This is a genomic window from Stappia indica (genome assembly GCF_009789575.1).
Lineage (GTDB): Bacteria > Pseudomonadota > Alphaproteobacteria > Rhizobiales > Stappiaceae > Stappia > Stappia indica_A.
This window is the reverse complement of sequence record NZ_CP046908.1, coordinates 13,632-37,385: the sequence shown is the minus strand read 5'-3', so window position 1 is coordinate 37,385 and position 23,754 is coordinate 13,632. Positions and strand designations below refer to the sequence as shown.

27 protein-coding genes are annotated in these 23,754 nt (G+C 66.1%); 14 read left to right on the top strand and 13 right to left on the bottom strand.

The window, feature by feature from the left end; genetic code table 11:
• Nucleotides 1-57 precede the first annotated feature (57 nt).
• The 11 genes from GH266_RS00205 to GH266_RS00155 form a co-directional block, all read right to left on the bottom strand.
• Nucleotides 58-249 (bottom strand): DUF6494 family protein, encoded by a 192-nt coding sequence (locus tag GH266_RS00205; protein ID WP_158192101.1) that lies wholly within the window; start codon nucleotides 247-249, stop codon nucleotides 58-60.
• A 92-nt stretch (nucleotides 250-341) separates the two neighbouring features.
• Entirely contained in the window at nucleotides 342-1,262 is a 921-nt protein-coding gene (locus GH266_RS00200; protein ID WP_158192100.1) for a S1C family serine protease, read from the bottom strand.
• Nucleotides 1,259-1,423: a hypothetical protein gene (locus GH266_RS00195; protein WP_158192099.1), complete on the bottom strand. Its 165-nt coding sequence runs from the start codon at nucleotides 1,421-1,423 to the stop codon at nucleotides 1,259-1,261. The genes GH266_RS00200 and GH266_RS00195 overlap by 4 nt, the downstream gene beginning before the upstream one ends.
• Nucleotides 1,420-2,808, bottom strand: coding sequence for a c-type cytochrome (locus tag GH266_RS00190; protein ID WP_209001512.1), 1,389 nt, complete (start codon nucleotides 2,806-2,808; stop codon nucleotides 1,420-1,422). The genes GH266_RS00195 and GH266_RS00190 overlap by 4 nt, the downstream gene beginning before the upstream one ends.
• 13 nt (nucleotides 2,809-2,821) lie before the next feature.
• A complete protein-coding gene (locus GH266_RS00185; RefSeq protein ID WP_158192098.1) occupies nucleotides 2,822-3,982 on the bottom strand; it encodes a formate dehydrogenase subunit gamma in 1,161 nt (386 codons plus the stop codon).
• A 56-nt stretch (nucleotides 3,983-4,038) separates the two neighbouring features.
• On the bottom strand, nucleotides 4,039-4,236 hold the full coding sequence (locus GH266_RS00180) for a hypothetical protein (protein ID WP_158192097.1): 198 nt from the start codon (nucleotides 4,234-4,236) through the stop codon (nucleotides 4,039-4,041).
• Between the two features lie 103 nt (nucleotides 4,237-4,339).
• Nucleotides 4,340-4,939 carry a formate dehydrogenase FDH3 subunit beta gene (gene fdh3B, locus GH266_RS00175; protein WP_067214644.1) on the bottom strand — a complete coding sequence of 200 codons (600 nt, stop codon included), beginning with the start codon at nucleotides 4,937-4,939 and terminating at the stop codon, nucleotides 4,340-4,342.
• 12 nt (nucleotides 4,940-4,951) lie between these two features.
• The gene (locus tag GH266_RS00170; protein ID WP_158192096.1) at nucleotides 4,952-7,933 is read right to left on the bottom strand and encodes a formate dehydrogenase subunit alpha; all 2,982 of its coding nucleotides are present in this window, start codon (nucleotides 7,931-7,933) and stop codon (nucleotides 4,952-4,954) included.
• A 117-nt stretch (nucleotides 7,934-8,050) separates the two neighbouring features.
• Nucleotides 8,051-8,242 (bottom strand): twin-arginine translocation signal domain-containing protein, encoded by a 192-nt coding sequence (locus GH266_RS00165; RefSeq protein ID WP_120268116.1) that lies wholly within the window; start codon nucleotides 8,240-8,242, stop codon nucleotides 8,051-8,053.
• 85 nt (nucleotides 8,243-8,327) lie between these two features.
• The gene (locus tag GH266_RS00160) at nucleotides 8,328-8,999 is read right to left on the bottom strand and encodes a TorD/DmsD family molecular chaperone (protein WP_158192095.1); all 672 of its coding nucleotides are present in this window, start codon (nucleotides 8,997-8,999) and stop codon (nucleotides 8,328-8,330) included.
• 459 nt (nucleotides 9,000-9,458) lie between these two features.
• The gene (locus GH266_RS00155; protein WP_158192094.1) at nucleotides 9,459-10,640 is read right to left on the bottom strand and encodes an Mrp/NBP35 family ATP-binding protein; all 1,182 of its coding nucleotides are present in this window, start codon (nucleotides 10,638-10,640) and stop codon (nucleotides 9,459-9,461) included.
• 271 nt (nucleotides 10,641-10,911) lie between these two features.
• Here GH266_RS00155 and GH266_RS00150 point away from each other — a divergent pair, with 271 nt between their 5' ends.
• From GH266_RS00150 to GH266_RS00105, 10 genes are all read left to right on the top strand, one after another.
• Nucleotides 10,912-11,379, top strand: coding sequence for a BLUF domain-containing protein (locus GH266_RS00150; RefSeq protein ID WP_158192093.1), 468 nt, complete (start codon nucleotides 10,912-10,914; stop codon nucleotides 11,377-11,379).
• A gap of 131 nt (nucleotides 11,380-11,510) precedes the next feature.
• The gene (locus GH266_RS00145; protein WP_158192092.1) at nucleotides 11,511-11,969 is read left to right on the top strand and encodes a BLUF domain-containing protein; all 459 of its coding nucleotides are present in this window, start codon (nucleotides 11,511-11,513) and stop codon (nucleotides 11,967-11,969) included.
• Between the two features lie 126 nt (nucleotides 11,970-12,095).
• The gene (gene fdhD, locus GH266_RS00140; RefSeq protein ID WP_209001511.1) at nucleotides 12,096-13,016 is read left to right on the top strand and encodes a formate dehydrogenase accessory sulfurtransferase FdhD; all 921 of its coding nucleotides are present in this window, start codon (nucleotides 12,096-12,098) and stop codon (nucleotides 13,014-13,016) included.
• The gene (gene mobA, locus GH266_RS00135) at nucleotides 13,013-13,639 is read left to right on the top strand and encodes a molybdenum cofactor guanylyltransferase MobA (protein WP_158192091.1); all 627 of its coding nucleotides are present in this window, start codon (nucleotides 13,013-13,015) and stop codon (nucleotides 13,637-13,639) included. The genes fdhD and mobA overlap by 4 nt, the downstream gene beginning before the upstream one ends.
• Complete coding sequence (gene mobB / locus GH266_RS00130; protein ID WP_158192090.1) at nucleotides 13,636-14,190, top strand: molybdopterin-guanine dinucleotide biosynthesis protein B; 555 nt, start codon at nucleotides 13,636-13,638, stop codon at nucleotides 14,188-14,190. The genes mobA and mobB overlap by 4 nt, the downstream gene beginning before the upstream one ends.
• Nucleotides 14,165-15,454 carry a molybdopterin molybdotransferase MoeA gene (locus tag GH266_RS00125; protein WP_158192089.1) on the top strand — a complete coding sequence of 430 codons (1,290 nt, stop codon included), beginning with the start codon at nucleotides 14,165-14,167 and terminating at the stop codon, nucleotides 15,452-15,454. The genes mobB and GH266_RS00125 overlap by 26 nt, the downstream gene beginning before the upstream one ends.
• Nucleotides 15,455-15,793: 339 nt before the next feature.
• Nucleotides 15,794-16,570: an ABC transporter substrate-binding protein gene (locus GH266_RS00120; protein ID WP_158192088.1), complete on the top strand. Its 777-nt coding sequence runs from the start codon at nucleotides 15,794-15,796 to the stop codon at nucleotides 16,568-16,570.
• 64 nt (nucleotides 16,571-16,634) lie between these two features.
• Nucleotides 16,635-17,348: an ABC transporter permease gene (locus GH266_RS00115; protein ID WP_158192087.1), complete on the top strand. Its 714-nt coding sequence runs from the start codon at nucleotides 16,635-16,637 to the stop codon at nucleotides 17,346-17,348.
• Entirely contained in the window at nucleotides 17,345-18,181 is an 837-nt protein-coding gene (locus GH266_RS00110) for an ABC transporter permease (protein WP_158192086.1), read from the top strand. Before GH266_RS00115 ends, GH266_RS00110 begins: the two co-directional genes overlap by 4 nt.
• Before the next feature lie 100 nt (nucleotides 18,182-18,281).
• Nucleotides 18,282-19,445, top strand: coding sequence for a trans-sulfuration enzyme family protein (locus GH266_RS00105; protein WP_158192085.1), 1,164 nt, complete (start codon nucleotides 18,282-18,284; stop codon nucleotides 19,443-19,445).
• On the opposite strand, the gene GH266_RS00100 is transcribed toward GH266_RS00105, so the two are convergent.
• Nucleotides 19,442-20,332 carry a LysR family transcriptional regulator gene (locus GH266_RS00100; protein ID WP_158192084.1) on the bottom strand — a complete coding sequence of 297 codons (891 nt, stop codon included), beginning with the start codon at nucleotides 20,330-20,332 and terminating at the stop codon, nucleotides 19,442-19,444. The genes GH266_RS00105 and GH266_RS00100 overlap by 4 nt on opposite strands.
• Before the next feature lie 101 nt (nucleotides 20,333-20,433).
• Between GH266_RS00100 and GH266_RS00095 the strand changes: the two genes are divergently transcribed.
• From GH266_RS00095 to GH266_RS00080, 4 genes are all read left to right on the top strand, one after another.
• Entirely contained in the window at nucleotides 20,434-20,577 is a 144-nt protein-coding gene (locus GH266_RS00095) for a hypothetical protein (RefSeq protein ID WP_158192083.1), read from the top strand.
• Between the two features lie 193 nt (nucleotides 20,578-20,770).
• The gene (locus tag GH266_RS00090) at nucleotides 20,771-21,649 is read left to right on the top strand and encodes an NAD(P)-dependent oxidoreductase (protein WP_158192082.1); all 879 of its coding nucleotides are present in this window, start codon (nucleotides 20,771-20,773) and stop codon (nucleotides 21,647-21,649) included.
• A 221-nt stretch (nucleotides 21,650-21,870) separates the two neighbouring features.
• A complete protein-coding gene (locus tag GH266_RS00085) occupies nucleotides 21,871-22,722 on the top strand; it encodes a helix-turn-helix domain-containing protein (protein ID WP_158192081.1) in 852 nt (283 codons plus the stop codon).
• A gap of 72 nt (nucleotides 22,723-22,794) precedes the next feature.
• Complete coding sequence (locus tag GH266_RS00080) at nucleotides 22,795-23,214, top strand: VOC family protein (RefSeq protein WP_158192080.1); 420 nt, start codon at nucleotides 22,795-22,797, stop codon at nucleotides 23,212-23,214.
• A gap of 22 nt (nucleotides 23,215-23,236) precedes the next feature.
• Here the strand turns inward: GH266_RS00080 and GH266_RS00075 are convergent, their stop codons facing one another.
• Nucleotides 23,237-23,740 carry a DUF302 domain-containing protein gene (locus tag GH266_RS00075; protein WP_199270411.1) on the bottom strand — a complete coding sequence of 168 codons (504 nt, stop codon included), beginning with the start codon at nucleotides 23,738-23,740 and terminating at the stop codon, nucleotides 23,237-23,239.
• Nucleotides 23,741-23,754 lie beyond the last annotated feature (14 nt).

Sequence of the window (23,754 nt, the reverse complement as noted above, 5' to 3'; positions counted from 1 at the left end):
ATGACTGTGTTCCTTCAAAAGTTGAATCCGGCAACGCCCAGGGCGTGCGAGGATGGCTCAGCCCAGGTCGATCTTGCCCGTGACCACATGCTCGAACTCCTGGCCCTCCAGCGTCAACACGACCTTCGCCGTGAGCGTGCCGTCGGTCAGTCCGCTGGTGCGAACATGAGTCTCCAGAGCCTGTTGCGAGGTCACGCCGACCTGCTTGAGGAACTTCCTGAGGGACATGTTGAAGGTTTCGTCGTTCATGAGACCTGTCCTTTCGATGCAGCAGCCTAACCGGATGGTGGCTGCAGGATAATATTCGGAAAATGAATCCGGAAGCGGCCACAAGTGACTGATCAATCGGAGAGATCGAGCTCCGCTTCAGAAATCGATTCACCCCGGCGCAAGGTCACGATGCCGGTCGCGTCGCCTCGCTCCAGCCGCCCGCGCAGCAGTGCGACACTCGCAACAGGCCAGCCGTCCACCGCAAGGATCACATCGCCGGTCTGCAGCCCCGCTCGCGCCGCAGGGCTTCCTTCGCGAACCGAAAGCACCTGAAGGCCGGCCGCCAGCGGACCGGGGGGCGTCGGCCGCAGGCTTGCCCCGAGCGCACGTCGCGGCGAGCGCCCCTCCCGGACAGCCTCGAGAACCCTGCCGGCCAACGCCCAGGAGACGGCAAAGTTCACACCGATATCGCCGTCGCCGGACTTCGTGTAGATCGCCGAGAGGATGCCGACAAGGCGCCCTTGCGCGTCCACCAGCGCCCCGCCGGAGGCGCCTGGATTGACGGCGGCATCGGTCTGCACGAAGTCCTCCACGGCGTTGAAGCCGATGCCCCCTCGACCGGTCGCCGAGACCACGCCGCACGTCACCGAGATGCCGAGACCGAAGGCATTGCCGAGCGCACAGACGGGGCTGGCGGGTTCAAGATCGCGCGCCGCCGCAAGGGCCGGCAATTCGATGCCCGCTCTCAGCACAGCCAGATCGGTTTCCGGGTCACGGTGTACGATTTCGGCAGCGTGGACGCTGCCGTCGCCAATGCGGATGCGAACGCTTTTCGCCGCGCCTATCACATGATCGGCGGTCAGCAGCAAACCGCCCTCGCCGACGACGACGGCGGATCCCTCCGGTTCCTCCGTCCGCCGCTGGTCCGCCGGCCAATCCGGCAACAACGCAACGACGGATCGCAGAGCCGCAGAGGCGCCAGCAGTCTCGGCAAGAACCGTCGGCGCGCCAACGAGCAGGAACGCCAGGACGGCCGCTGCCGAACGGATCATTCGCCCGGTCGCTTGCCGGAATCGGGGGACAGCCGGACCGCACCCGGAGTGTGGGACGAGTAGACCGAGGCCGACGAATAATCGAGCTCGCGGGTCAGATAGGCCCAGGCCCCCGTCCCGATCACCGCGAGCGCCAGGATTGCGCTCAGGAACGCCTTCATTGCTTCTGTTCTCCTTGGCTGTCCGCCCCGCTCCCTTCGGGCGCGGTCGCACGTTTCAGATAGGCCACCAGCGCATCACGCTCCTCGTCGCTCCGCAGACGCTGGATCGGCATCTTGGAGCCCGGCGTCACTACGTCGGGGCCATGGTCGAAGAGATCCGAGATCGTCTGCTCGTCCCACAGGAAGTCGAGACGCTTCAGCGCATCGGAATAGGGATAGCCGGGCAAGGTGCCGACGCGCCGCCCGAACACGCCGTAGAGCGTCGGGCCGGCGCGATTGCCGCCATCGGGTGTAAGCGTGTGGCAGACGGAACACTTGCGCGCGAACTGCCGGCGTCCGAGATCGTCCTCCGCCGAGACCTGGAACCGGCGCGGAAACTGGCTTTCCACCGGCTCGAACGGCTCGCGCGGCGCCACCTGCCAGGTGTTCACGTGATCGTCCAGCCCGGCATAAAGCGCGACCGCGCCACCGGACGGCAGGGCGAGTCCCCAGACCGGGCCATAGGGGTTCTCGAACTCTTCCAGCAAGCCCCACTCGCCGGTGTCGTAGACACGGATGCGCCCGTCGCCGCCGCCGCTGGCAAGCCGGCTCCCGTCGCGCGACAGCGCCAGAGACAGAACCGGCCGTTCGTGGCTAGCAAGCTGCTTGAACACCGCGCCTTGCGCGATGTCGATCACGGCAACCGCGCCATCCGTCGCGCCGAAGGCCAGATGCGTCTCGCCCGGGAGCAGGCGCATCACGTTGACGCCCCAGCCGTGCGAATAGACCTCGCGCAGCATCTCTCCGCTTTCGCGTTCGAACACACGGATGGCGCCGTCATAGGAGGCGGTGAACACACGGCCGCCGTCCTGGGAAAAGGCGACGGCATTGACGTTGCCGCGATGCCCGTCCAGCACCGCGCGCTCGGACAGCCTGTCGCCCTCCAGCGCGAAGATCCTGGCGGTACGATCCCACGAGGCCGTCGCGGCAAATTGCCCATCGGCACTGACGGAGACCGCCAGCATCTTGTCGTCGCCGGTATCGACGCGGTCCAGCACCGCGCCGTCGGACAGGTTCCACAGGATGACGGAGCCATCATCGCCGACCGACACGGCGCGCTGCTCTCCGGCGAAGGCGGCATCGTTCGCCGCGGCCTCGTGGCCGATCATGCGATGAACGACCTCCCCCTCGCCCGTCTCGAACCTCCAGAGGATGACCGAGTAGTCGAAGGATGTCGTCAGCGCGCGCTTGTCATCCGTATCGAGCGCGACCGAACGAACCGGACCGCCATGCCCCTGCAGCCGCTCCGGCCAGGCCTGCACAGGCTCGTCGCCGGCGGCGACCGCGTGGCCGCCCACCAGCATGAGCCCCAGAATGACGAAGAAGGCGTTGATCACTGCCGACACGTCATGCTCCGGTCTATTCTGCGGGCTGGATCTTTGTCGTCCCCTTGTGCTCCGCCTCGCGAGCCATCACCTCGTCGACCCAGAGCGAGTGGTGCTCCTTCGCCCAGTTGAGATCGACCTCGCCGGACCCCATCGCATCGAACGCGCCTTCCATGCCGATGGTGCCGATGTAGATGTGGGCGATGATCACGCAGATCAGGAACACGCTCATGATCGCGTGCCAGAGCGAGGCGAGCTGCTGCTCCTGCAAGGGCGACAGCGGCACCGGCAGCGCGGTCCCGAACACGGTGTTCACCAGCTCGAACGTGCCGGAGAAGAAGTGCGTGGTGTACGGAAAGAGCAGAGTCCAGCCGGACAGGGAGATCGACAGGCCGCCGAGGATCGTCAGCCAGAAGATGACCTTCTGCCCGGCGTTGAACTTCTTCGCAGGCGGGTGAAGCTTGCGCGAGAAGATGCCGCCGCCCTGAAGCACCCACTTGATGTCGGTCTTGTGCGGCAGGTTGTGGCTCACCCACATCACGAAGATGATGACGAGGCCCGCCATGAAGGCGAAGGCGAGATAGTTGTGCAGGTACTTGCCGAAGATCGTCAGCGCGCCGAAGGCTTCCGGGCCGATCAACGGCAGCAAAACGTATCGGCCGTACATCACATTGAGGCCGGTCAGCGCCAGGATGATGAAGGATGATGCAAGCAGCCAGTGGCCGAAACGTTCGAAGGCGGCAAAGCGCGTGATGGTCTGGTCGGACCGGCCGTGCTCGATGCGGATCCGGCCGCGGATCGCGAAGAACAGGCTCAGCACCACCACCATCGCCAGCATCGCCCAGCTGGCATAGAGCGCAAGCGGGCCATTGCGGATCGAGCGCCAAAGCTCCCCCTCCGACTGGACGAGGGTCGCAGCGTTCTGGTCCGGGATGGACACCTGTCCGGCGACGCCCTGGCGCACGGCACGCCACATTTCGGTATCGGAATCCGTTCCCAGCGTGTTGCCGGGCACCTGTCCCTGTACGGGCGATGCGGCTGCCGGATCGTTGTCGACCGGCTGCTGCGCAAGAGCCGGATCCTGCACCGCAATCGCAAGGAACAGCGCGGCGAAAACCGCCAAGAGAGCGATGCGAAGCCGCCGGACAACACCGTCCGAGATATGTGCGGGGCGCGCGGTTCCCGTGTCGTTCATCCTAGTCCCTCCCCTGTTCCGTCCACAGGCTTGATCTTCAGGCTCTCGTCGAGTTTCTAGAAGCGCTGCCGGTTGCCGCGCTCCTGCAGGGCACGTTGCTCTTCCGCCGTCAGCGGGGCATCTTCCGCACCCTGATAGACGCCCTTTTCGAGATGCAGCGGGCGATTCTGCTCGTCGTCCCGGCAGCCCGGAACCAGCGCCAGCAGCGCTCCCGCGACGACCAACATGCCCCAGGTGGCGGATCCCGATTTCACGTCACTCTCTCCTCGATCGGATTACGGCGGGTGCAAAGCTTCGCCGACGCAACAGAGGCGGCCGCAGGCCGCCCCTGTCATTTTCAACGGCTGGAGCGACCGATCAGAAGCTGCCGGCTTTCTGCTCGTAGGCGGTTCCCCATCCCCAGGCTCCGGAGCCGAAGCCGCGGGCCACGACACGCTCGCGATAGATGGACGAGACCACGTCGCCGTCGCCAGCCAGCAGAGCCTTGGTCGAGCACATCTCCGCACAGAGCGGGAGCTTGCCCTCAGCCAGACGGTTGCGGCCGTACTTGGCGTATTCGGCCGAGGAATTGTCCGCCTCGGGGCCGCCGGCGCAGAAGGTGCACTTGTCCATCTTGCCGCGCGAACCGAAGTTGCCCGCCTGCGGATACTGCGGCGCGCCGAAGGGGCACGCATAGAAGCAGTAGCCGCAACCGATACACAGGTCCTTGGAGTGAAGGACCACACCCTCGTCGGTCTGATAGAAGCAGTCGACCGGGCACACCGCCATGCAGGGCGCGTCGGAGCAGTGCATGCAGGCGACGGAAATCGAGCGCTCGCCCGGCTTGCCGTCCTGGATGGTCACCACGCGGCGACGATTGATGCCCCACGGCACCTCGTGCTCGTTCTTGCAGGCAGTGACGCAGGCATTGCACTCGATGCAGCGCTCGGCGTCACAGAGGAATTTCATCCGTGCCATGGTTTTTCCCCCTTACGCCACGCGCTCGATGCGGCAGAGCGTGGCCTTGGTTTCTTGCATCTGGGTGACGCTGTCATAGCCGTAGGTCTGGGCCGTGTTGGTCGCCTCGCCGAGCACATAGGGATCCGAACCGGTCGGATACTTGTGCCTCTGGTCCTCGCCCTGGAAATGGCCGCCGAAGTGGAACGGCATGAAGGCAACGCCCACGCCGACGCGTTCGGTCACCATGGCCATCACCTTGACCTTGCCGCCTTCCGGACCGTGCACCCAGACCATTTCCCTGTCGCGAACGCCAAGATTGTTGGCATCGCGCGGATTGACCTCGATGAACATGTCCTGCTGCAGCTCGGCCAGCCACGGGTTGGAGCGGGTCTCGTCGCCGCCGCCCTCGTATTCCACCAGACGCCCCGAGGTCAGGATGATCGGGAAGTCCTTGGAATAGTCGTTCTCCTGGATCGACTTGTAGCGGGTGGGGACGCGCCAGAAGGTCTTGTCCTCATAGGTCGCATACTTGTCGAGCAGGTCGCGGCGGCTGGTGTAGAGCGGCTCGCGGTGCAGCGGCACCGGATCCGGGAAGGTCCACACGACGGCACGGGCCTTGGCGTTGCCGTAAGGCGCGCAGCCGTGCTTGATCGCAACGCGCTGGATGCCGCCGGACAGGTCGGTCTTCCAGTTCACGCCGCCGACCCGGTCGTTGTAGTCCGACGGGATTTCGCCGGTCTGCGAGGTCTCGCCGACCTCTTCCGACGAAGGCATGGTATCGATCATGCCGGCCGTCCACTCGATCATCCGCCGCTCGTACGGCGTCAGATCCTTGTCCCAGCCGAGCTTGATCAGCATGGCCATGGTGAACTCGGGATAGCCGTCCTCGATTTCCGAACCGACCGGCCAGGAGCCCTCGGCCAGCAGGTTGTCGCCGTCCTTCTCCACGCCGAAACGGGCACGGAAGCCCATGCCGCCCTCGGCGACCGGCAGAGACGTGTCGTAGAGCACCGCCGAACCGGGATGATTCATCTCGGCAGTCCCCCAGCACGGCCAGGGCATGCCGTAGAAGTCGCCATCCGCCGGGCCGCCATTGGCGCGCAGGGTCGTGCGGTCGAACGTGTGCTGGTTCTCCATGTGCAGCTTCATCCGCTCCGGCGACTGGCCGGTGTAACCGATGGTCCACATGCCGCGATTGAACTCGCGGGTCACGTCCTCGATGAGCGGCTCCTCGCCGTTCACCTCAATGTTCTTGAACATGTCCTCGGCAAAACCGAACTTCTTCGCGAAGAGATACGCGATGGTGTGGTCGGTCTTGGACTCGAACAGCGGATCGATGACCTTCTCGCGCCACTGCAGCGAGCGGTTCGATGCCGTCACCGAGCCGTAGGTCTCGAACTGGGTCGTCGCCGGCAGCAGGTAGACGCCGTCCTTGCGGTCATGCATCACCGCCGACATGGTCGGGAACGGATCGATGATGACCAGCAGGTCGAGCTTCTCCATCGCCCGCTTCATGTCGGGCAGACGGGTCTGCGAGTTCGGAGCATGGCCCCAGAACACCATCGCGCGGGTGTTGTCCGGCTGAAGCAGGTTCGCCTTGTCTTCCAGCACGCCGTCGATCCAGCGCGACACCGTGATGCCGTTCTCGAACATCATCGGCTTGTCCTTGCCGTCTGCGCCCTTCATCGTGGCGAAGCGCTCGGCAAGGCTGTCGTAGGAAACGCCCCACACGCGCGCCCAGTGGCGCCAGGAGCCCTCTGCCAGGCCGTAGTAGCCCGGCAGCGTGTCGGCAAGCACGCCCAGGTCCGTCGCCCCCTGCACGTTGTCATGGCCGCGGAAGATGTTGGTGCCGCCGCCGGCCTTGCCCATGTTGCCGAGAGCCAGCTGAAGGGCGCAGTAGGCGCGGGTGTTGTTGTTGCCGTTGGTGTGCTGGGTGCCGCCCATGCACCAGATGACGGTGCCCGGACGGTTGTTGGCCAGGGTACGGGCGACGCGCTTCAGCTGCGACCCCGGTACGCCGGTGACGCGCTCGGTCTCTTCCGGCGTCCACTTGGCCACCTCGGCCTTGACCTGGTCCATGCCCCAGACGCGCTGGCGCAGGAACTCCTTGTCCTCCCAGCCGTTCTCGAAGATGTGCCAAAGGATGCCCCAGACCAGTGCGACGTCGGAGCCCGGACGGAAACGGACATACTCGGACGCATGCGCTGCGGTGCGGGTGAAGCGCGGATCGCATACGATCAGCGGCGCGGCGTTCTCTTCCTTCGCCTTCAGCACGTGAAGCAGGGAGACCGGGTGCGCCTCGGCGGGATTGCCGCCGATGATGAAGATCGCCTTGGAATTGTGGATGTCGTTGTACGAGTTCGTCATCGCACCGTAGCCCCAGGTGTTCGCGACACCTGCGACCGTGGTGGAGTGACAGATACGCGCCTGGTGGTCGACGTTGTTCGTGCCCCAGAAGGCGGCGAACTTGCGCACCAGGTAGGCCTGCTCGTTGCTGTGCTTGGCCGAACCGAGCCAGTAGACGCTGTCCGGACCGCTCTCGTCGCGGATCTTCAGCATCTGGTCGCCGATCTCGTTGATCGCCTGATCCCAGGAAATGCGCTCCCACTTTCCGCCGACCAGCTTGGTCGGGTACTTCAGGCGGCGCTCGCCATGAGCGTGCTCACGCACCGAGGCGCCCTTGGCGCAATGCGAGCCGAGGTTGAACGGGCTGTCGAAGCCCGGCTCCTGGCCAGTCCACACGCCGTCCTGGACTTCCGCCAGCACGGTACAGCCGACGGAGCAGTGCGTGCAAACCGTCTTCTTGATATCCACCTTGGCATTGGTCGGCCCGGCCGCCTCGGCCTTGCGCACCATGCCGCCGGTGAGTGCCCCGGCCGCCGCGAGCCCGCCCGCAGCAAGGCCCGACCTGCGCAGGAACGTACGGCGATCCATCGCGCTGGCGCCGATCGCCTCGATCGCGGAAGCCAGGCTGGAACGACGCGCAGTCCCGCTCGTCTTCTTCCTCAGCATCACGTTTCTCCCTCGATTGCGCAGGTCCGCTTCGTGACGGTCATTCTGCGCATGCCCCTTTTTGCCTGTGGCTCGGGGCATTGATTTCGACTCAAGACAGTCCGGCGACCTTGGGGGTCAGAACCGGGCCGTGTCGTAGAAGGTCTTCACATGCTCGGTCTCGCGATAGCCGCTGCCGGCCGCCTTGTCGGCCTCGACCGCTTCGGCCTCGCCGGTGACGAGCGTCGCGGTACCTGCGACGGCACCGAGCCCTGCAAGCTTCAGGAAGCTCCGACGATCCGCCTCAATCGCTGTGTCCTTGCGTCTCATGACACCCTCTCGTTCCATCACCATTGCCCTGGGCAGTTGCTGTGCCGACTGCCCGCCTTTGCCCGGTCGTCGCCGGGCCAGATACTCAACCCGTCTTGCGGCGCTCCGCAAAAAGCCTGTCCGCCTCGACCTCGACCGCAAGGAACGCCTGCCCCAGACGCCCCAGCGCCGGATACAGCTCGCCCGTCGTGGACGCCGCCAGATCCTTGAAGAAATAGGGCGCCCAAACGGCAAGGTGGGCGCGGAAGAAGGCGGAAGCCTCGTCCTCGCCCCCTTCGCCGAAGCTGCCGTCGATCAGTCCGGCCATCATCGCGCAAACCGCCGCGATGTGGTCCTCCGGCTCGTGAATGTCGGGATCGCGCTCGATACCGAGCCTGCGCATGTCCTGACGCAGCAGAGCCAGCGGCTTCTCGTTCAGGAAACCGGTCAAATAGTACGAAGCGTAAGGGACGAGCTCCCCCCGGCCGACACCGATGAACAGGTCGTGATACTCGCGCCGAAGCGCCTCGGGATCGACAGTCGCAGAGATACGGGAAAGCTCTGCCAGCGGAGCACCGATTTCTCCGTCGAGCCGCGGGAGCGCCGCGACAGCGGCCAGCCAGCCGCGATCCGCGGCCTGCTCCAGCCCGCTCGCCAGAATGCCGTAGAGGATGGCCCGCTCCCCGTCCTCGGGGGCGACAGCCAGCTTCCCTACCGCATGTGCGTCCGTCGTTTCGGAGTCCGCAACGGCGGCGCCGAAATCCGGCTTGTTGATCATCCAGTCAATCTCCCTCGACTTGCAGATTGTCATTTTGGACGGGTGCAAGCAAACGCTTTCGGTATTGCGTTGCGTGCGAGATATTCATGCATTTCATGCACTTACGTGGATTTTTTCGCACAAAAGAACACTAAATGACACGGAATGCATAGCGCGATCCGGCCAATCCATTGTGCGCCGCACAAAAACCCCGGGAAACTCCCTTGGAGATGCGACAAAATATATGGATCGAGTGAGGCGTTTTGCCGTGAGGTAAAAGCTAACTGAAATAGTCATGTTTCAAAAATGCGCAGCCGAACAGTCAAACGTCCGTTCGCGAGTGTTCTTGCCAAGAACTTCCGCCATCAGTCGCGTCGCGATTCGCCAGCAACAAAAAGGGCTTCGCGACATTCGGCCGCGAAGCCCTTGCACAAGACGTCCAGGCTTTCCCCCCCTGAAGGATGCGTGCCTGGGGTGACCCTAGCTCTCGATGACGATGCGCGGCGCGGCGCGCTGTCCGCCTTCGCGGTTGCGCTCGATCTCCGCCCATACCTTCGATGCGATGTCGCGATAGATCGCGGCATGGGGCCCTTCAGGGTCGGTAACGGTCACCGGCGTACCGGCGTCCGAGTTGATGCGGATCGCCATGTCCAGCGGAACTTCGCCGAGGAACGGCACGCCCAGCTTCTCGGCTTCCGCACGCGCTCCGCCATGGCCGAAGATGTCGTGGCGCCCGCCGCAATCGGGGCACAGGAAGTAGCTCATGTTCTCCACGATGCCCAGCAGCGGCACATCCACGCGGCGGAACATGTTGAGCCCCTTGCGCGCATCGATCAGCGCCAGGTCCTGTGGCGTGGAGACGATCACCGCCCCGGCCAGCGGCACGTTCTGCGCCATGGTCAGCTGCGCGTCGCCGGTTCCCGGCGGCATGTCGACCACGAGCACGTCCAGCTCGCCCCAGGCGACCTCGCGCAGCATCTGGGTGATGGCGGAGATCACCATCGGCCCGCGCCAGATCATCGGCGTCTCCTCGTCCACCAGAAAGCCCATCGACATCACCTTGATGCCGTAACCCTCGAGCGGCTTGAGGATACGACCGGACACCGGTTCCGGCCGACCCGAGACACGGAAGAGGCGCGGGATCGACGGGCCGTAGATGTCCGCATCGAGCACGCCGACCTTGAGTCCGTTGGCCTGCAGCGCCAGCGCCAGATTGCAGGTGGTGGTCGACTTGCCGACGCCGCCCTTGCCGGAGGCGACCGCGATGATCGCCTTCACGCCCGGCACGCCAGGCTTTGCCGCCTGCTCGGGCGCTGCCGGTGCCGCACGGCGCTGCATCGGCGGCGGAACACTGCCCATGTCGGCGGCCGCGGGTGCCGGCCGCACCGGCGGCGGCGCCTTGGCTCCGGGCCCGCCCTGGCGCTCGGAGGTCAGCGCCGCCAGCACCTTCTCGACGCCGGCGAGCTTTCCGACGACCTTCTCGGCCGCCTGCCGCATAGGCTCCAGCTCCTGCGCCCGTTCCGCCGGCACGGTGATCGAAAAGATCACCTTTCCCTCGGAAATGAAAACATCCGAGACAAGGCCGAGCGATACGATATCCCCTTCGAGATCCGGTCCCTTGACCTTGGAAAGCTCGGCAAGGACCTCTTCGCGCGTCGGCATTGCATCCCTCTTTTTCTTCCAGAACATCACAGTTCCCGTGCCCGATCACATGCGCGGAACGTAAGGCCGTGCCCGGAAACGTCAATTGCTTTCCCGTCGCAGGCCCGCAAACACGCCCGGCCCGTCCGCGGTCATGACCGGCGCAAACGCGACAAAACGGCAGCAGGGAGCGATTTTCGCGCGCCCGTCGACGTCTCCTTAACCATTGGTCGAGACCTTGCGCGGCAAACTGCAAACGCGGCTGGGGAGACCGCAAGCAAGGATCGGAAAAATGGTACTGAGTGCGATCTGCTACAGGGCCCGCATCGACGGCAGCTCCCTTGACGGCGTTCCTTCCGCGGAAGTCGACCGCCTGCTCGACCGGACGCGTCGTCTCAACCGCCTCAACGGTGTCACGGGCGCTCTTCTGCGACAGGGGGACCATGTCCTGCTCTGGCTGGAGGGCGAGGCTTCGGGGCTCGCGGACAGCCGCGCCTGCACTGAGGGAGATCTTGGGCTGTCCCGCGTCGAGCTTCTCTGCGAAGGCCCGCTCGGCGCCCGCCTGTTTCCCCATTGCTGGCTCTGCCTTGCCAATAGCGGGGCCAGCACGCAGGACCATCGCATGGAAATGCCCGCGAAGGTTGCCGATGTGCTGGCAGGCCCAGGCTCTGCCGATTTCGCGCAGGTCGCGGATGCGGTCCGGTGCCTTGCCCGGCGGATCGAGGATTGCCGCTATACCCGCGCGGCACTCCTGGTCTGAGCCTCGCAGCGGCGATCCTGCTTGCTTGCCAGCGAGTTAATGGTCACAGGCAAGACTTCGGTTTTCCACTTACGGAACACCAAGGGGTTGTCACTAGACTGCATGCCATGACAGACGCATCGAGGCAGTCCATGACCATCACCCGGCTCAGCTACAGGAGCAGGATCAACTTTAGCGACATGACCTTGTCGTTCGACGAGGAGGTCAACCGCTTGCTCGCGGTCGCGCGCCGCAACAATGCCCGAGACGGCCTCACGGGTGCGCTGCTGCTCGCCGGACACACCTTTTTCCAGGTGCTGGAGGGCGAGTGCGGCGCAGTCGAAAGCGCCTATGCGCGCATTGTCGACGACACCCGGCACATCGGCTGCCAGATCATCGACCGGCGCGACGACACGGCGCGTCTTCTGCCCGGCATGCCGATGTTTTTCGCCGATGCGCTCGATTCGCATGACGGCGTGCTGTCGAATCTCTACATCCCGATCTGCCAGGCGCCGGATCTTGCAAGCTATGACGATCTGGCTTCGGCAGTGATCTTCAGCGCCGCCCGCCAGGCCCGTCTCTCCTCCCAGCCGCGCGCCATATCGGCTTGAGGCCAGAGCGCGCGTCCATCCCCTTGCCAGCCTCGCCCCTCCTTCCCTAGTTTGGTCGCAACAGACACCGTGCGCCGCGCGCCCGTCTCACGGGCGGATTCCGGGCGGCACGGCAGGGAGGACAGCTTGCAGGATCTTCGAAAAGACGCAGCTCCGGAACGGCTGCCGGACTTCCTCGTCCGGCCCGATCCGCAGGACGAGCGCCTGTCCACCCCGGTTACCGGCATCGACCAGACCGGCCGCGAGGTGGAGATCCGCGTCGTCACGGAGCGGGCGCTGACGCTTTATCTCAACGCGCAGGAGATCGTCACGATGATGACGATCGGCGACCGTCCGGATCTTCTGGCCGTCGGCTACCTGCTGAACCAGAACATGCTGCGGCCGGACGACCGCATCACCGGCATCGACTATGACGACGACCTCGAGGTTGTGGTCGTGCGCACCGAGCGCGAGACCAACTACGAGGAGAAGATGAAGAAGAAGGTGCGCACCTCCGGATGCGCGCAAGGCACCGTCTTCGGCGACGTGATGGAGCGCTTCGACGAGATCGTGCTCGATCCCGCGGCCCGTCTTCGCACCTCCTGGCTGCACGCCCTCACCCGCAAGATCAATACCCAGCCCTCGCTCTACCTGGAAGCCGGGGCGATCCACGGCTGCGTGCTGTGCCAGGAAGACCGGGCGGTCGCCTATATGGAAGACGTCGGACGGCACAATGCCGTCGACAAGATCGCCGGCTGGATGTGGCTCAACCATGTCCCGCCGCAGGACAAGATCTTCTACACGACCGGCCGGCTGACCTCCGAGATGGTCATCAAGACCGCGATGATGGGCATTCCCATCCTCGTCTCGCGCTCGGGCTTCACCGCCTGGGGCGTGGAGCTTGCCCGCCGCGTCGGGCTGACGCTGATCGGCCGGGCGCGCGGCCAGCGCTTCGTCGTGCTGTCGGGACCTGAGCGGGTCGAATACGACGCGCTGCCAGAGGCGGGCGAGCGGGAGGACCCGCGCCACGCCCGCAAGGGTGCGCGCAGCGAGGACGATGCCGCATGAGCACTGCAGATCTCGCAGGGTGCATCCTGGCCGGCGGCCTTGCCCGCCGCATGGGCGGCGGCGACAAGCCGCTGCTGGCGCTGGGCGGGGAAACCATGCTCGCCCGCGTCATCGCACGGCTCCGGCCGCAGGTCGGCCCTCTCGTGCTCAACGCGAATGGCGAGGCCGACCGCTTCGCCGGATTCGGCCTTCCGGTCGTCCCCGACCCCGTCGAGGGCTTTGCCGGGCCGCTGGCGGGCGTTCTCGCGGGTCTCCGCTGGGCTCAGGTCCATGCGCCGAGTGCGCAAGGGATCGTGTCTGTCGCCGGCGACACGCCGTTCTATCCGGTGGATCTTGCCGCCCGGCTCGTTGCCGCACGCGGCGAGGATCCGCACCGGATCGTGCTGGCCCGGGCCGATGGGCACATGCACCCGGTCTTCGGCTACTGGCCGGTCGCGGTCGCGGACTCGCTCGAGACTTTCCTGCGTGAAGGTCAGACGCGAAAGGTGCTGGCCTTCGTCGACATGCATCCCAACACAAGCGCCGACTTCACCCCGCCGCTTGGTGCGCCCGATCCGTTCTTCAACATTAACACGCCCGAGGATCTGGCTGCGGCCGAAGATCTCTTAAAGGCCGGTGCATGATCGACAAAAGCGCCCCTGCCCCGGTCTTCGGCATCGCCGGGTGGAAGAACAGCGGCAAGACCACCATGACCGAGCGCCTGGTCGCGGCGATCACCGCGCGCGGGTTTCGCGTTGCCACGGTCAAGCATGCGCATCATGCCTTCGACATCGACCATGAGGGCACGGACAGCCATCGCCACCGGACGGCCGGCGCTGTCGAGACCGCCCTGGTCTCGGGTCGCCGCTGGGCCGTGATGCACGAGTTGCGCGACGAGGCGGAACCTTCGCTGACAGAGATCCTTGCCCGCCTGTCGCCCTGCGACCTGGTGCTGGTCGAGGGCTACAAGCGCGAGCCGCTGCCCAAGCTGGAGCTGCGGCGGTCTTCTGCTACGCGCGGCGAGCCGCTTTCTCCGGGCGATCCGCATGTGGTCGCCATCGCTTCCGACAGCGCCGTGGCGGATACTGCCCTGCCGGTCTACCATCTCGACGATATCGACGGCATCGCCGGCTTCATCCTGACCACCTGCGGACTTTCCGGGACGCGCCATGGCTCCGACCAGACGACTGCTTGACGACTGCTTCCTGCACGACCGCGACCGGCTGCGCCACGCGGAGGCGCTGGCCATCCTGCGCGAGCGGATCGTCCCGGTGGTGGAGCAGGAGAGCGTCGGGCTCGCCCACGCCCATGCGCGTATTCTGGCAGAAGCCGTCTCGGCGCCTCAGAACGTCCCGCTCGCCGACAATTCCGCGGTCGACGGCTACGCGTTTCTCCATGAGCACTATCTCTCCGCCGGCGACGGCCTCCTGCCGGTCTGCGCGCGCATCGCCGCGGGCCACCCTCTGGACGGCCCCCTTGCGTCCGGCAGCGCCGCACGGATCTTCACCGGCGCCCTGATGCCGCAAGGGGCCGATACGGTTGCCATGCAGGAAGACTGCGAACTGACGGAGCGCAGCGGCCAGACCTTCGTGCATGTTCCCGCCGGCCTGAAGCCCGGCGCCAACCGGCGCAAGGCCGGCGAAGACCTGAAAGCCGGCGAGGTTCTGGTAGAAGCCGGCGCCCGGATGAGACCGCAGGACATTGCGGCAATCGCCTCCACCGGCACGGACAGGGTCGAGGTGTTCCGCAGGCTGCGCGTGGCGCTGGTCTCCAGCGGCGACGAGTTGCGGCGCCCCGGTCAGCCTTTGCCCGCTGGCGGCGTCTACGACAGCAACCACTTTCTCCTGTCGGGGTTGGTGGCGGCGAGCGGCGTCGAGGTCACGGACTTCGGCATCCTGCCGGATCGCGCAGAGGCGGTGCGCGAGGCCCTGGCGAGCGCCGCCGCGACCCACGATGTCATCGTCACCACCGGCGGCGCCTCGCGCGGCGAGGAAGATCATTTCGTCGACGCCATCGACGACCTCGGCAGCCGGCACATGTGGCAACTGGCGATCAAGCCCGGCCGGCCGATGAATTTCGGTCGTATCGGCGACTGCGTCACGCTCGGCCTGCCGGGCAATCCGGTTGCCGCCATGGTCTGCGGCCTGCTCTACGTCCTGCCGGTCCTGTCTGCGCTCGGCGGCGGCACCTTCTTCGAGCCTGTGCGCTACCAGATCCCGGCCGCCTTCTCCGTGCCGAAGAAGAAGCCCGACCGCCGCGAGTTCTATCGCGGCATTCTGGGCCGCGATGCGAGCGGGCGCACGGTGGTGCGCAAGTTCGCCCGCGACGGCTCGGGCCTCATCACCTCCCTGCGCGAGGCCGACGGCCTGATCGAGATCCCCGAGGAGACGACATCTGTCGCCGAGGGACAGCTCGTCGATTTCATCAGTTTCGGCGATTACGGCCTCGCCGCACGCTAGAGCCCTTTCTGCCAATTCGGAGCCGTTCTGACGGAGCGATCTTGCCCGATGCTACGGCATCGCACGGCGACCGTTTCGACGCCGGATCGCCGCCCCAATCAAGAAGCAGAATTGACTTCGAGTTGGCCGAAAGGGCTCTAGTCCAGACGCAAAACTCCCTGCACCTTCCCCTACGATACCGGAAACAATTGCGGAACAACGTTCCCCGTTCTGTGTGAGCGATGGGGACAATCCAGCGTAAAGCGGTTGAACTTCGGATAATTTTGATGGGAGTATGAAATCTGACCTCGCGCCGGAAAAATGGACGCGGGCAGAAAACAGTACCGCAGGGGATACATGATGCGTTTGATGAAGATCGCGGCTGCAGCCGCGCTGGCCATTGCTACCGTAGGCGCAGCCGAGGCCAAGGACTGGACCAAGGTGCTGATCGGCACCGAGGGCGCCTATCCTCCCTTCAACAACCTGACCTCCGACGGCCAGCTCGTCGGCTTCGACATCGACATCGCCAAGGCGCTCTGCACCGAGATGAAGGTCGAGTGCGAATTCGTCGTCCAGGACTGGGACGGCATGATCCCGGCGCTTCAGGCCGGCAAGTTCGACGCAGTGATCGCCTCCATGTCGATCACCGAGGAGCGCCTGCAGAAGGTCGATTTCACCAACAAGTACTACAACACGCCGCCGGCCATCGCCGTCCCCAAGGATAGCGACATTGCGGCCGCGACCAAGGAAGCGCTGGCCGGCAAGCTGCTGGGCGCGCAGTCGTCGACCACCCACTCCAACTATGCCGAGGCCAAGCTCGGCGATGCCGAGCTGAAGCTCTATCCGACGCCGGACGAGTACAAGCTGGACGTCGCCTCGGGCCGCATCGATGCGGTGATCGACGACGTCGTCGTCCTGTCCGAGTGGCTCGCCACCGAGGACGGCGCCTGCTGCAAGCTGCTCGGCACCCTGACGCCGGACCCGGTGATCAACGGCGAGGGCGCCGGCATCGCCATCCGCAAGAACGAGCCCGAGCTCAAGGAAATGTTCAACAAGGCCATCGAGGCGATCCGCGCCAACGGCACCTATGAGCAGATCCAGTCGAAGTATTTCGACTTCGACGTTTATGGCGGCTGACGACCGTTGAACCTCGCGGGGCGGCAGTCGTCTGCCGTCCCGCTAAGACCAGCGGTTCCGTCGCATGAATGAAGCTCTCACCCTGATATCGTTCGGCCCGGACGGCTGGGGCGACGAGATCGCGCGCGGCGTTCTCGTAACCGTGTCGCTGGCGCTGGCCTCGCTGCCCTTCGGCCTCGTGCTCGGGTTCCTGATCGCGCTGGCCAAGAACTCCGGCGAACCGTCGCTGCGCTCGGCGGCAAATGTCTACACCACCATCTTCCGCGGCCTGCCCGAGCTGCTGACCCTGTTTCTCGTCTATTACGGCGGACAGATGCTGCTCAACGAGATCGCCCGCGTCTTCGTCACCGGCGCGACCGTGGACGTGAACTCGTTCGTCGCCGGCATGGTCGCGCTGTCGCTGGTGTTCTCGTCCTACGCCTCGGAGGCTTTCCTCTCGGCGTTCCGCGGGATCCGCCAGGGGCAGTACGAGGGCGGCTATGCGCTCGGCCTCAGTCGCTCGCTGACGATGCGTCTTGTCATCCTGCCGCAACTGATCCGCCTCGCCCTGCCCGCGCTCGGCAATCTCTGGCTGATCCTGCTCAAGGAAACCGCCCTCGTGTCGGCCATCGGGCTCGACGACCTCCTGCGGTGGGCCGGCATCGCCGCCCGCGTCACCAAGGAGCCCTTCCTGTTCTTCGGCGGCGCCTGCCTGATCTATCTGGTTCTGTCCATGATCTCGTCTGCCGGGCTGTCCCGGATCGAGACCTGGACGCGTCGCGGCGAGGCACCGCGATGAGTTGGGTCAGCAGCCAGACGCTCGCCCCGCAGCCGGCACCGCCGGCCCGCCAGCGCCGCTGGACCGGAGCGCGTATCGCCGGCCATCTCCTCATGGCGCTCTGGATCGTTGCCGGCGCCAACCTGCTCTACTACCTCGCCAGCAACGTCATGTCGGACTTCTTCCGCGACTACTGGCAGAAGTATCTCGACGGCATCATCATCACGCTGCAACTGGTCGGCCTGTCGATGGTCGCCGGCGCGGCACTGTCGCTGCCGGTGGCGCTGGCGCGCGCCTCGCGCAACCCGTTCATCTCCGGTATTGCCTACGCCTATGTCTACTTCTTCCGCGGCACGCCGCTGCTCGCCCAGGCCTTCCTGATCTACTACGGCGCCGGCACGTTCCGCCCCTTCTTCAGCGACATCGGCCTGTGGTGGTTCTTCCGCGACGCCTGGTATTGCGCCGTCTTCGCCTTCACGTTGAACACGGCCGCCTACCAGGCCGAGATCCTGCGCGGCGCGGTCCAGAATGTCGACAAGGGCCAGTGGGAGGCCGCAGCCGCGCTCGGCCTGCGCAAGGGCATCACCTTCTGGAAGGTGATCCTGCCGCAGGCGATGATCGTCGCGCTTCGTCCCTATGGCAACGAGCTGGTGTTGATGATCAAGGGCTCGGCCATCGTCTCGCTGGTGACGATCTTCGACCTGATGGGCGAGACGCGGCGGGCATATTCGCGCACCTTCGACTTCCAGGCCTATATCTGGGCGGCCGTGCTCTATCTCATCGTCGTCGAGGCGCTGCGACGGCTCTGGGACGAGATCGAGCTACGCCTGACCCGGCACCTGCGCCGCAACTGACCAGTTCCCTTCCGCGAAAAATCGTAACGCCTGCCCCATTGCGGGGCCGGCGTTTCGCGGCTACCGCTTGCCTCAAGATCAGTCTCACCGGAGTTTCCCCATGGCCGAAACGACCAACCGCAGCCTTGCTCCCGCCTCGCTTCTCGCCCATGGCGGCGGCGGCATCGACCCGGTCAACGGCGCGGTGGTTCCGCCGATCCACACCGCGACCACCTTCGCCCGCGACACCGACTACCGGCTGACCAGCGCTGCCCACATCTACTCGCGGGACGACAGCGACCTCGTGCGGCAGATCGAAAGCCTCGTCGCCACGCTGGAGAACGGCGCCGAGAGCCGCGCCTTCGGCTCCGGCATGGCCGCAATCTCCGCGACGCTGCGCAGCGTGCGGCCGGGCGGCACCATCGTCGCGCAGTCCGGTATCTATTGGGGCACCACCTCCTGGCTGCGCAAGCATTGCGCTCATGCGGGCATCGCCCTGATCGAGGCGGATGCGGCCGACACGGCGCGTTTCTGCGAGACGCTCCGCGAGACCGGGCCGGACCTCGTCTTCCTGGAGGTGCCGTCCAACCCCTGGCTGACCGTCGCCGACATCGCCCCCATCGCCGAGGCTGCCCATGCGCTGAAGGCCGTTCTTGCGGTCGATGCCACCGCCGCCACGCCGCTGCTGATGAAGCCGCTGGAGCTCGGCGCGGATCTCGTCGTGCATTCGGCGACCAAGGCGCTGAACGGCCATTCCGACGTGTTGGCCGGCATCGTCACCTGCCGCGACGCGGACAGCGACGCCTGGCGCTTCATTCGCGAGGAGCGGCACGATGCCGGTGCGGTGCTCGGTCCCTTCGAGGCCTATCTGCTGCTGCGGGGCCTGCGCACCCTGTCCCTGCGGATGGAGCGCATGTGCGCCAATGCGCAGGCCGTTGCCGAGATGCTGGAGGCACATCCCGCGGTGGAGAGCGTCCTCTATCCGGGCCTTGCCAGCCACGCTTCGCACGGCGTCGCCAGCCGCCAGATGACGAGCGGCGGCTACCTGATGTCGGTCCTGGTCAAGGGCGGAGCCGCGGAAGCCCTTGCCGTCGCCGGGAGGCTGGAGCTGATCAAGCGGGCAACCTCGCTCGGCGGCGTCGAGAGCCTTGTCGAGCATCGCCACACCATCGAGGGCGACGCCACCGGCGTTCCGGTCAACCTGCTGCGCCTGTCCGTCGGCATCGAGGATGCGGGCGACCTGATCGCGGACCTGTCCTCCGCCCTTGCGCCGCTCGCCCGTTAGCCCGACGCGGCACCCTGCCCGTCGCGGTGGCTTCGCAGCCAGGCGATGAAGGTCTTGAGCGGCGGCCGCTGCACACCCGGCCGCGTGACGAGGTGGTAGCCGTTGCCGCGCTCCTCGTCCTCGAACAGGACCCGCAGATGGCCCGAGCGGATTTCCGGCTCGATGAAGGCGCGCGCGGCGGCTGTCACCCCGTCGCCGCGCCGCAGACTTTCCAGCATCATGTAGCCGGGCAAGTGCAGGTTGGTGCCGCGGTTCGGGGCGATGCCCTGGCGGTCCCACCAGTTGGCGCTTTCATTTGCCCCGAGTTCCTGCAGCCAGGGATACTCGCGCAGTTTCGTCAGATCCGTGAAATCCGCGTCGCCGACCAGCGAGCGCGCCGCCACGACGACGAATCCGGTCAGCAGCAGCGGCTCCGAATTCAGCCCCCGCCACTGCCCCTTGCCGAAGCGGATGGCGAGATCGACGCCGCCCGGCTCGAGCTCGACCACGTCCGCCGTCGGGTTCAGCATCAGTTCGATATCCGGGTGCCGATGCCGAAACTCGGAGATGCGCGGCATCAGCCAGCTGACCGCGAAGGTCGGCGTCATGGTCACCTGCAGCGGGCGGGTACGGTCGGCGTCGGTGAGTTCCGCCACCGCCCTGTGCATCAGCGAGAAGGCCTCGTCGAGATGGCCGGCCAGCGCGCGCCCCTCCTGCGTCAGGGCAAGTCCCCGCCCCTCGCGCACCACCAGTTCGGCCCCCAGATACGCTTCCAGTGCCCGCACCTGCTGGCTGATCGCAGCGTGGCTGACATTCAGCTTGCGTCCCGCCGCCGCCAGCGTTCCCGCCTCGGCCACCGCAGCGAAGGCGCGCAGGCTGGCGAGCGAGGGCATCCGGCTCCAGTCCATATGTAAGCCTCACTTACATGATCAAGTTTTTCCTGAGTCGCATGAACGGGCGAAAACCGCAATGCTTTCCTCAATGAAACGCCGTTGATGGAGAGCCGAACATGATCGACGCACTTGCACGAACCTATCTGATCGCGCTGCGCGCCGAGGACCAGGTCCTGCCTCCCCTGGAAGCGCCGCGCCAGATCTGGCGTCCGGTGAAGCGCCGGGCTGCAAACCCGCCGACCGCTTGCGAAGACAAGTGAACCATCGGCCGGAGCCCTGCGCTCCGGCCGGCATTCTTCGCGAGACCTCGCCTCCGATATGCCCCTTGCCGACGCTTGCCCCTGGCACTGCTACCTGACACTGGCACGATGATGCGCTAAAGAGGATGCGACATCATACAATTGCCGTCCCGACCGGGATGGCTCAGCCAACAGATGCAAACGGAGGGGCGCAATGGCGAAAGTTGCATTCATCGGTCTCGGGGTCATGGGCTATCCGATGGCCGGATACCTCAAGTCGCGTGGCGGCCACGAGGTCACCGTCTACAACCGCACCGCAGCCAAGGCGGAGAAGTGGGCGGCCGAGCACGGCGGCTCGCATGCCGCAACGCCGGCTGCGGCGGCCGAGGGCTGCGACTTCGTCTTCGCCTGCGTGGGCAATGACGACGACCTGCGTTCGGTCACCACCGGCCCGGACGGCGCCTTTCACGGCATGAAGAAGGGTGCGATCTTCATCGACAACACCACCGCCTCGGCGGAAGTGGCGCGCGAGCTTTACGAGGCCGCGAAGGCCAAGGGCTGCGGCTTCCTCGATGCCCCGGTGTCCGGCGGCCAGGCAGGCGCGGAAAACGGCGCGCTGACCGTCATGGTCGGCGGCGATGCCGACACCTTCGAGACCGCCCGTCCGGCCATCGAGTGCTTTGCCAAGATGGTCGGCCACATGGGCCCGGCCGGCGCCGGCCAGCTCACCAAGATGGTCAACCAGATCTGCATCGCCGGTCTGGTGCAGGGCCTGTCGGAAGCGGTCCACTTCGCCAAGAAGGCCGATCTCGACGTGGCCAAGGTGATCGAGGTCATCTCGAAGGGCGCGGCCCAGTCCTGGCAGATGGAGAACCGCTGGCAGACCATGCGCGACGACAAGTTCGACTTCGGCTTCGCCGTCGACTGGATGCGCAAGGATCTCGGCATCTGCTTGAAGACCGCCAACGAGACCGGCGCCCGCCTGCCGGTCACCGCGCTGGTCGATCAGTTCTATGCGGAAGTGCAGGCCATGGGCGGCAACCGCTGGGACACGTCCAGCCTGATCGCCCGGCTGCAGAACGCCGACAAGTAAACCTGAAAACAGCCCGGCGGCGCCTTGCCGCCGGGCCGGCCGGGTTGCATGCCGCGCCGGACTGCGCCACCCTGCGCCTCATCCCAGACCCCGCTGAGGGGGAGGAGCCGGGAGCATCCTGGGCCATGACCACACGGACAGACCATCGGCGCGACCCCATTGGACTTGTTGCCGATCAAGAACCGCCGGAGGCGGGCCTTCCCGCCCCGCATACACCTGGCATGACCATGCCTGCCGACTGCGAGGTCGTCTTCCTGCACAGGCCCGCGCCGCCTGCCCTGCGCCCCTTCTACACCGAAGTCGCCACCTATGAGGAAACGGGCGGATTTGCGATCCGCCAGATCGAGACCGCCTCGCTCGCCGCCCCCTTGATCATCAGTTTCGGCACGCCTTTCCGCATCCGTCTCGGCCGTGCGCCCGTGGCTGGAGACGAGCAGCCGAGCTTCATCGCCGGTCTCGATACTGCGCGCATCTTCATCGCCTCGAGCGGCCGCTCCGCCTGCCTGCAGGTCAATCTGACGCCGGTCGGCGCGCAGCGCCTCCTCGGCATCCCGGCGTCCGAATTCGCCGGACGGATGGTGCCGCTGGCCGATCTTGCCCATCCGCAGATCTCGGAGCTTCGTCGGCGCCTGGAGGATACCGACGACTGGAACGCCCGGCTCGACTGCGCGGAAGGCTTCCTCGCCGCCCGCTTCGGGGCGGCGGCCGCAGAGCCCTCCCACCCTCTGGTGGACGCTGCCTTCGGCCTCATCGCGTCCGGAGCTGTGCATCGCATCGACGATCTGGCGACGCGGATCGGCTGGAGCCGCAAGCATCTTGCCGACCGCTTCTCGCGCGCGTTCGGCCTTTCGCCGAAGACAGTTGCCCGCATCGCCCGCTTCAACCGGGCGCAGGCGCTTGCCCGCGCGGCGAAGCGCCCCGACTGGGCGGATATCGCCTGCGCCGGCGGCTATTCGGACCAGGCGCACATGATCAGGGAGTTCGAGGACTTCGCGGGGCTCACGCCGCGCGCATGGTGGTTGAGCCTCGACAAACTCGGCTCCGCGACCTGGCACGACCCGCCGGGCAGGTGACATTTGTTCAATCGTCTGCCGGATACGGCGGCTATCTCTGCCCTCGTTCCGCAACGAGGACAAAGACGACCCATGACCACATCCTCTGCCCCTTGCATCTTTCCGGCCCTTCGCTTCGGCAACGCCCGCCAGATGGTGGAGTGGCTGCAACAGGCCTTCGGCTTCACCGTCCATACCTGCCACGAGGCGCCTGACGGCACGATCGCCCATGCCGAGCTCGCGCTCGGCAGCTCGATCTTGATGCTGGGACAGGCGCGCGACGACGATTTCGCGCAGATCGTCGGCCAGCCGGACGGCCCGGCCGGCAAGACGCTCTACATCGCCGTCGAGGACATCGATGCGGCCTTCGCCCGCGCCGAGGCGGCGGGCGCGGTCATCGTCGAGCCGCTCGTCACCCGCGACTACGGCAGCCGCGAATTCATCTGCCGCGACCCGGAGGACAATGTCTGGTGCCTCGGCACCTACTGGCCGCAGGTCGGCGAGAACGCCTGAGGCGAGACCGGCATCGGCTCGCTCACTCGCCGCCAGCTTCCTCAACGATGCCGGCGAGCAGCGCGTTCACCTCGGCGATGGCGGCCCGCGATGCCTCGCTTCCCGTTTCGGGGAGCGGGCGATAGCCGACGGAGACCTTTCCGCCCGCATCCGGCGTCTCGTAGACGAACACCGAATAGGGACAGAAGGCGAGGTTTTCCGGCGCCGCCTCCATTGCCGCGCGCGACAGGCGGGCAGAGCAGAACAGCAGCGCTTCCGCATTCACGAAGACCTGCGTCTGCGACCCGACGTCGGCGGCCGTGCGGGCCAGCATGTCGCCGACATTGGAGACATGGTCGATGACGAGGCCGCGATTGATGATCGCGTTCTCCAGGTCGAAGCGCACGTCCTCGTAAGACCGCTCCACCTGGCGGATCTGCGGCCCGTCGGCGGCCATCGCCGGGGCGGCGGACACGGCGCATGCCATCAGGCCGGCAACCGCAAGCCGTCGCCAGGTCTGGCCCTGCCGCCGCGAATGCTTTCCCATGTCTCGCCTCCCTT

Coding starts and splice junctions, on each gene's coding strand:
- GH266_RS00165 (WP_120268116.1), bottom strand. CDS start 8,242: ATGAGACGCAAGGACACAGCGATTGAGGCGGATCGTCGGAGCTTCCTG.
- GH266_RS00110 (WP_158192086.1), top strand. CDS start 17,345: ATGAGTTGGGTCAGCAGCCAGACGCTCGCCCCGCAGCCGGCACCGCCG.
- GH266_RS00095 (WP_158192083.1), top strand. CDS start 20,434: ATGATCGACGCACTTGCACGAACCTATCTGATCGCGCTGCGCGCCGAG.
- GH266_RS00080 (WP_158192080.1), top strand. CDS start 22,795: ATGACCACATCCTCTGCCCCTTGCATCTTTCCGGCCCTTCGCTTCGGC.
- GH266_RS00155 (WP_158192094.1), bottom strand. CDS start 10,640: ATGCCGACGCGCGAAGAGGTCCTTGCCGAGCTTTCCAAGGTCAAGGGA.
- GH266_RS00145 (WP_158192092.1), top strand. CDS start 11,511: ATGACCATCACCCGGCTCAGCTACAGGAGCAGGATCAACTTTAGCGAC.
- GH266_RS00185 (WP_158192098.1), bottom strand. CDS start 3,982: ATGAACGACACGGGAACCGCGCGCCCCGCACATATCTCGGACGGTGTT.
- GH266_RS00075 (WP_199270411.1), bottom strand. CDS start 23,740: ATGGGAAAGCATTCGCGGCGGCAGGGCCAGACCTGGCGACGGCTTGCG.
- fdh3B (WP_067214644.1), bottom strand. CDS start 4,939: ATGGCACGGATGAAATTCCTCTGTGACGCCGAGCGCTGCATCGAGTGC.
- GH266_RS00115 (WP_158192087.1), top strand. CDS start 16,635: ATGAATGAAGCTCTCACCCTGATATCGTTCGGCCCGGACGGCTGGGGC.
- GH266_RS00105 (WP_158192085.1), top strand. CDS start 18,282: ATGGCCGAAACGACCAACCGCAGCCTTGCTCCCGCCTCGCTTCTCGCC.
- GH266_RS00100 (WP_158192084.1), bottom strand. CDS start 20,332: ATGGACTGGAGCCGGATGCCCTCGCTCGCCAGCCTGCGCGCCTTCGCT.
- GH266_RS00150 (WP_158192093.1), top strand. CDS start 10,912: ATGGTACTGAGTGCGATCTGCTACAGGGCCCGCATCGACGGCAGCTCC.
- GH266_RS00170 (WP_158192096.1), bottom strand. CDS start 7,933: ATGCTGAGGAAGAAGACGAGCGGGACTGCGCGTCGTTCCAGCCTGGCT.
- GH266_RS00085 (WP_158192081.1), top strand. CDS start 21,871: ATGACCATGCCTGCCGACTGCGAGGTCGTCTTCCTGCACAGGCCCGCG.
- GH266_RS00205 (WP_158192101.1), bottom strand. CDS start 249: ATGAACGACGAAACCTTCAACATGTCCCTCAGGAAGTTCCTCAAGCAG.
- GH266_RS00200 (WP_158192100.1), bottom strand. CDS start 1,262: ATGATCCGTTCGGCAGCGGCCGTCCTGGCGTTCCTGCTCGTTGGCGCG.
- GH266_RS00160 (WP_158192095.1), bottom strand. CDS start 8,999: ATGATCAACAAGCCGGATTTCGGCGCCGCCGTTGCGGACTCCGAAACG.
- GH266_RS00195 (WP_158192099.1), bottom strand. CDS start 1,423: ATGAAGGCGTTCCTGAGCGCAATCCTGGCGCTCGCGGTGATCGGGACG.
- mobA (WP_158192091.1), top strand. CDS start 13,013: ATGAGCACTGCAGATCTCGCAGGGTGCATCCTGGCCGGCGGCCTTGCC.
- mobB (WP_158192090.1), top strand. CDS start 13,636: ATGATCGACAAAAGCGCCCCTGCCCCGGTCTTCGGCATCGCCGGGTGG.
- GH266_RS00125 (WP_158192089.1), top strand. CDS start 14,165: ATGGCTCCGACCAGACGACTGCTTGACGACTGCTTCCTGCACGACCGC.
- GH266_RS00090 (WP_158192082.1), top strand. CDS start 20,771: ATGGCGAAAGTTGCATTCATCGGTCTCGGGGTCATGGGCTATCCGATG.
- GH266_RS00120 (WP_158192088.1), top strand. CDS start 15,794: ATGCGTTTGATGAAGATCGCGGCTGCAGCCGCGCTGGCCATTGCTACC.